The 5,642-nt window shown below is 55.8% G+C and carries 7 protein-coding genes; all 7 read left to right on the forward strand.

The window, feature by feature from the left end; all coding sequences use genetic code 11:
• The coding region (hisG, locus tag KQJ18_RS21015; RefSeq protein ID WP_216422658.1) for an ATP phosphoribosyltransferase at positions 1-418 on the forward strand (418 nt) is incomplete at its 5' end.
• 5 nt (positions 419-423) lie between these two features.
• Positions 424-1,728, forward strand: coding sequence for a histidinol dehydrogenase (gene hisD / locus KQJ18_RS21020; protein WP_216422660.1), 1,305 nt, complete (start codon positions 424-426; stop codon positions 1,726-1,728).
• Complete coding sequence (gene hisC / locus KQJ18_RS21025; protein ID WP_121529232.1) at positions 1,725-2,804, forward strand: histidinol-phosphate transaminase; 1,080 nt, start codon at positions 1,725-1,727, stop codon at positions 2,802-2,804. Before hisD ends, hisC begins: the two co-directional genes overlap by 4 nt.
• The gene (hisB, locus tag KQJ18_RS21030) at positions 2,801-3,868 is read left to right on the forward strand and encodes a bifunctional histidinol-phosphatase/imidazoleglycerol-phosphate dehydratase HisB (protein WP_069323520.1); all 1,068 of its coding nucleotides are present in this window, start codon (positions 2,801-2,803) and stop codon (positions 3,866-3,868) included. Before hisC ends, hisB begins: the two co-directional genes overlap by 4 nt.
• Positions 3,868-4,458, forward strand: a complete 591-nt coding sequence (hisH, locus tag KQJ18_RS21035; RefSeq protein WP_038641727.1) for an imidazole glycerol phosphate synthase subunit HisH — start codon at positions 3,868-3,870, stop codon at positions 4,456-4,458. Before hisB ends, hisH begins: the two co-directional genes overlap by 1 nt.
• Positions 4,458-5,195, forward strand: a complete 738-nt coding sequence (gene hisA, locus KQJ18_RS21040) for a 1-(5-phosphoribosyl)-5-[(5-phosphoribosylamino)methylideneamino]imidazole-4-carboxamide isomerase (protein ID WP_069323519.1) — start codon at positions 4,458-4,460, stop codon at positions 5,193-5,195. The genes hisH and hisA overlap by 1 nt, the downstream gene beginning before the upstream one ends.
• On the forward strand, positions 5,177-5,642 hold a 466-nt coding region (locus KQJ18_RS21045; RefSeq protein ID WP_216422661.1), incomplete at its 3' end, for a HisA/HisF-related TIM barrel protein. The genes hisA and KQJ18_RS21045, both read left to right, overlap by 19 nt.

Below are 5,642 nucleotides of genomic sequence, written 5' to 3' on the forward strand. Positions count from 1 at the left end.
GGGCCTGGCCGATGCAATCTGCGATCTAGTGTCAACCGGCGCGACGCTTGAAGCTAATGGTCTGCGTGAAGTGGAAGTGATTTACCGCTCTAAAGCGTGTCTGATTCAGCGCGATGGCGAAATGGCCGCAGCCAAACAGCAACTGATCGACAAACTACTGACCCGCATCCAGGGGGTTATTCAGGCTCGCGAATCCAAATACATCATGATGCACGCACCGAGCGAGCGTCTGGACGAAGTTATCGCCCTGCTGCCTGGCGCTGAGCGCCCAACCATTCTGCCACTGGCGGGTGATCAGCAGCGCGTGGCCATGCACATGGTCAGCAGCGAAACCCTGTTCTGGGAAACAATGGAAAAACTGAAAGCGCTCGGCGCCAGCTCCATTCTGGTGCTGCCGATTGAGAAGATGATGGAGTAACGACCATGAGCTTCAATACCCTGATTGACTGGAATAGCTGTAGCCCTGAGCAGCAGCGCGAATTACTGATGCGCCCAGCGATTTCCGCCTCTGAAAGCATTAGCCGCACGGTGGCCGAGATCCTTGAAAATGTCAAAAACAACGGCGACCAGGCATTGCGCGAATACAGCGCGAAGTTTGATAAAACCGAGGTCGGCGCGCTGCGCGTCACTGAGGAAGAAATTCAGCAGGCCGGGAATCGTCTGAGCGACGAGCTGAAACAAGCCATGCAGGCGGCAGTACGTAATATTGATACTTTCCACAGCGCGCAGATCCTGCCGCCGGTGGATATCGAAACCCAGCCGGGCGTGCGCTGCCAGCAGGTTACCCGCCCCATCGCTTCCGTGGGCCTGTATATTCCAGGGGGATCGGCACCGCTGTTCTCTACCGTATTAATGCTGGCGACCCCGGCGCGTATCGCGGGCTGTAAAAAAGTGGTGCTGTGCTCGCCGCCGCCGATTGCCGATGAAATCCTCTACGCCGCGCAACTCTGTGGCGTGAAAGAAGTGTTTAACGTGGGCGGCGCACAGGCCATTGCCGCGCTGGCACTGGGCACGGAGTCTATTCCAAAAGTCGATAAAATCTTTGGGCCGGGCAACGCCTATGTGACCGAAGCCAAGCGCCAGGTCAGCCAGCGTCTTGACGGCGCGGCAATCGATATGCCCGCCGGACCGTCCGAAGTATTGGTTATCGCTGACAGCGGCGCAACGCCGGATTTTGTCGCCTCCGACCTGCTCTCTCAGGCCGAGCACGGCCCGGACTCGCAGGTGATCCTGCTGACGCCGGACGCTAAGCTTGCCGAAGGCGTGGCCGAAGCCGTTGAACGCCAGCTCGCCGAGCTGTCCCGCGCCGACACCGCGCGTCAGGCGCTCTCCGCCAGCCGTTTAATCGTGGCGAAAGATCTGGCACAGTGCGTTGAAATCTCCAACGCCTACGGTCCGGAGCACCTGATCATTCAGACCCGCAACGCACGTGAGCTGGTGGAAGGCATTATCAGCGCCGGTTCGGTGTTCCTTGGTGACTGGTCGCCGGAATCCGCAGGCGACTATGCTTCCGGTACTAACCACGTGCTGCCAACTTACGGCTATACCACAACCTGTTCCAGTCTGGGGCTGGCTGATTTCCAGAAACGGATGACCATACAGGAATTAACACCACAAGGTTTCTCTGCGCTGGCCGCCACCATTGAAACCCTGGCCGCGGCTGAGCTGCTGACCGCCCACAAAAATGCCGTCACCCTGCGCGTTAACGCCCTGAAGGAGCAAGCATGAGCACTGACAACTTTCTCAGCGTCACTGATTTAGCCCGTAAGAATGTCCGCGAGTTAACGCCTTATCAGTCTGCCCGCCGTCTTGGCGGTAACGGCGACGTCTGGCTCAATGCGAATGAATATCCCACCGCCGTTGAGTTTCAGCTAAGTCAGCAAACGCTGAACCGCTACCCGGAGTGCCAGCCGAAAGCCGTGATTGAGAATTACGCGCAGTATGCAGGCGTCAAGCCGGAGCAGGTGCTGGTCAGTCGTGGCGCAGATGAAGGGATCGAGCTGCTGGTGCGCGCTTTTTGCGAGCCGGGTAAAGATGCGATTCTGTACTGTCCGCCGACTTACGGCATGTACAGCGTCAGCGCTGAAACGATTGGCGTTGAATGCCGTACCGTCCCGACACTTGACGACTGGCAACTGGATTTACAAGGTATCGCGGACAAGCTTGATGGTGTGAAGGTGGTCTACGTATGCAGCCCTAATAACCCAACGGGCCAGTTGATTAAGCCACAGGATCTGCGTTCGCTGCTCGATATGACGCAGGGTAAAGCTATCGTGGTTGCCGATGAAGCGTATATCGAGTTTTGCCCGCAGGCCACGCTGGCGGGCTGGCTGTCTGAATATCCGCACCTGGTAATTTTACGCACACTATCCAAAGCGTTTGCTCTCGCCGGTTTACGCTGCGGGTTTACGCTGGCAAATGAAGAAATTATCAATCTGCTGTTAAAGGTGATCGCCCCTTACCCCCTCTCTACACCGGTGGCGGATATCGCCGCCCAGGCGCTGACGCCGCAAGGGGTTGCCGCCATGCGCCAACGCGTCCAGCAGATCCTGCAAGAGCGTCAGTACCTGGTGGAAAACCTGAAAACAATTCGCTGTGTAGAACAGGTATTCGATTCTGAAACCAACTATGTTCTGGCGCGCTTCACCGCCTCCAGCAGCGTATTTAAATCTTTGTGGGATCAGGGCATTATCTTACGAGACCAGAACAAACAACCCTCGTTAAGCGGCTGCCTGCGTATTACTGTCGGAACCCGTGAAGAGAGCCAGCGCGTCATTGACGCCTTACGTGCGGAGCAAGTATGAGCCAGAAGTATCTTTTTATAGACCGTGATGGAACCCTGATTTCCGAACCGCCAAGTGACTTTCAGGTCGATCGCTTTGACAAACTGGCTTTTGAGCCGGAAGTCGTTCCTGTTTTGCTGAAACTGCAAAAAGCGGGTTTTAAGCTGGTGATGATCACCAACCAGGATGGACTGGGAACCCAGAGCTTTCCACAGGCTGATTTTGACGGTCCGCATAACCTGATGATGCAAATATTCACCTCTCAGGGCGTGAGGTTTGATGACGTGCTGATTTGCCCGCACTTGCCGGCCGATGAGTGTGCTTGCCGTAAGCCAAAAGTGAAGCTGGTTGAGCAGTATCTGGTTGAACAGGCTATGGACACCGAGAACAGCTACGTCATTGGCGATCGTGCCACAGATATTCAACTGGCTGAAAACATGGGGATTAGCGGATTACGCTATCACCGGGACACCCTGAACTGGGCGATGATCGGCGAGCAGTTGACCAAACGTGACCGCTACGCCCACGTTGAGCGCAATACCAAAGAAACGCAGATTGACGTCAAAGTCTGGCTGGACCGCGAAGGCCAAAGCAAAATCAATACTGGCGTTGGCTTCTTTGACCACATGTTGGATCAAATCGCCACCCACGGCGGTTTCCGTATGGAGATAGCCGTCAAAGGCGATCTGTATATTGACGATCACCACACCGTAGAAGATACCGGTCTGGCGCTGGGTGAGGCCTTAAAGCTGGCATTAGGTGATAAACGTGGTATCAACCGTTTTGGTTTTGTCCTGCCGATGGACGAATGTCTGGCACGTTGCGCGCTGGATATCTCCGGACGTCCTCACCTGGAATACCGCGCTGAGTTTACCTACCAGCGCGTTGGCGATCTGAGCACGGAGATGATTGAACACTTCTTCCGCTCACTCTCCTACACCATGGGCGTTACCCTGCACCTGAAAACCAAAGGAAAAAATGACCACCACCGTGTGGAAAGCCTGTTTAAAGCCTTTGGCCGCACGCTGCGTCAGGCGATTCGCGTAGAAGGCGATACGCTACCCTCCTCAAAAGGAGTGCTGTAATGAACGTGGTGATCCTGGATACCGGCTGCGCCAACCTGAATTCGGTGAAATCCGCCGTTGCGCGCCATGGATACGACCCGGTTGTCAGCCGCGATGCGGATGTGGTGCTCCGGGCCGATAAGCTATTTCTACCCGGCGTTGGTACTGCGCAGGCGGCTATGGACCAGTTGCACGAGCGTGAACTTATTGAGCTGATTAAGGCCTGTACACAACCGGTGCTGGGGATCTGCTTAGGTATGCAACTGCTTGGTCGCCGCAGCGAAGAGAGTAACGGTGTCTCCCTGCTGGGCATTATTGAACAGGACGTCCCCAAAATGACCGATTTTGGCCTGCCGCTGCCGCATATGGGATGGAACCGTGTGTATCCACAAGCAGGCAATCGTCTGTTCCAGGGTATTGACGATGGGGCCTATTTCTACTTTGTCCACAGCTACGCGATGCCAGTGAACCCATGGACCATCGCCCAGTGTCATTACGGTGAACCGTTTACCGCGGCAGTCCAAAAGGACAATTTCTTTGGCGTGCAGTTCCACCCGGAACGTTCGGGTGCGGCTGGGGCGCAGTTGCTGAAAAACTTTCTGGAGATGTAATGATTATTCCGGCATTAGATTTAATCGACGGCACGGTGGTGCGTCTTCATCAGGGTGATTACGCACAGCAACGTGATTACGGCAACGATCCACTGCCCCGCCTGCAGGATTACGCGGCACAAGGCGCACAGGTACTGCACCTGGTCGATCTGACCGGGGCAAAAGATCCGCAGAAACGACAAATACCGCTGATTAAAACGCTGGTCGCGGGCGTCAATGTTCCGGTGCAGGTTGGCGGCGGTGTGCGTACTGAAGCGGACGTTGCGGCCCTGCTTGACGCCGGCGTGGCGCGCGTGGTGGTCGGTTCGACAGCGGTAAAATCCCCCGAGGAAGTTAAGAGCTGGTTTACCCGTTTTGGCGCCGACGCGCTGGTGCTGGCGCTGGACGTACGCATTGACGAACACGGTAATAAACAGGTTGCGGTCAGCGGCTGGCAGGAAGATTCCGGGGTTTCACTGGAAGAGCTGGTGGAAACCTATTTACCCGTTGGTCTGAAGCATGTGCTGTGCACTGATATCTCCCGCGACGGTACGCTGGCGGGTTCAAACGTCGCGCTTTATGAAGAAGTGTGCGCTAAATATCCGCAGGTGGCGTTTCAGTCATCTGGCGGTATAGGTGGAATTGAGGACGTAGCCGCCCTGCGCGGGACTGGGGTTGGCGGCGTGATCGTCGGACGAGCCCTGTTGGAAGGTAAGTTCACCGTTGAGGAGGCCATCCAATGCTGGCAAAACGCATAATTCCTTGTCTGGACGTTCGCGATGGACAGGTGGTAAAAGGCGTCCAGTTTCGCAATCACGAAATTATTGGCGACATCGTTCCGCTGGCAAAACGCTATGCAGATGAAGGCGCAGATGAACTGGTCTTCTACGATATCACCGCCTCCAGCGATGGCCGTGTAGTCGATAAAAGCTGGGTATCACGCGTGGCGGAAGTGATCGACATTCCGTTCTGCGTTGCCGGTGGGATTAAGTCCATCGATGATGCGGCGCGTATTCTCTCCTTCGGGGCAGATAAAATCTCCATCAACTCCCCGGCGCTGGCTGACCCGGAGCTTATCACGAGTCTGGCGGACCGCTTTGGCGTACAGTGCATCGTGGTGGGTATCGATACCTGGTATGACGCCGCAACCGGTAAATATCACGTTAACCAGTATACCGGTGATGAGAGTCGTACCCGCATCACGC

Source organism: Citrobacter sp. S55_ASV_140 (assembly GCF_018919505.1).
In the GTDB taxonomy this organism is placed as follows: domain Bacteria; phylum Pseudomonadota; class Gammaproteobacteria; order Enterobacterales; family Enterobacteriaceae; genus Citrobacter; species Citrobacter werkmanii.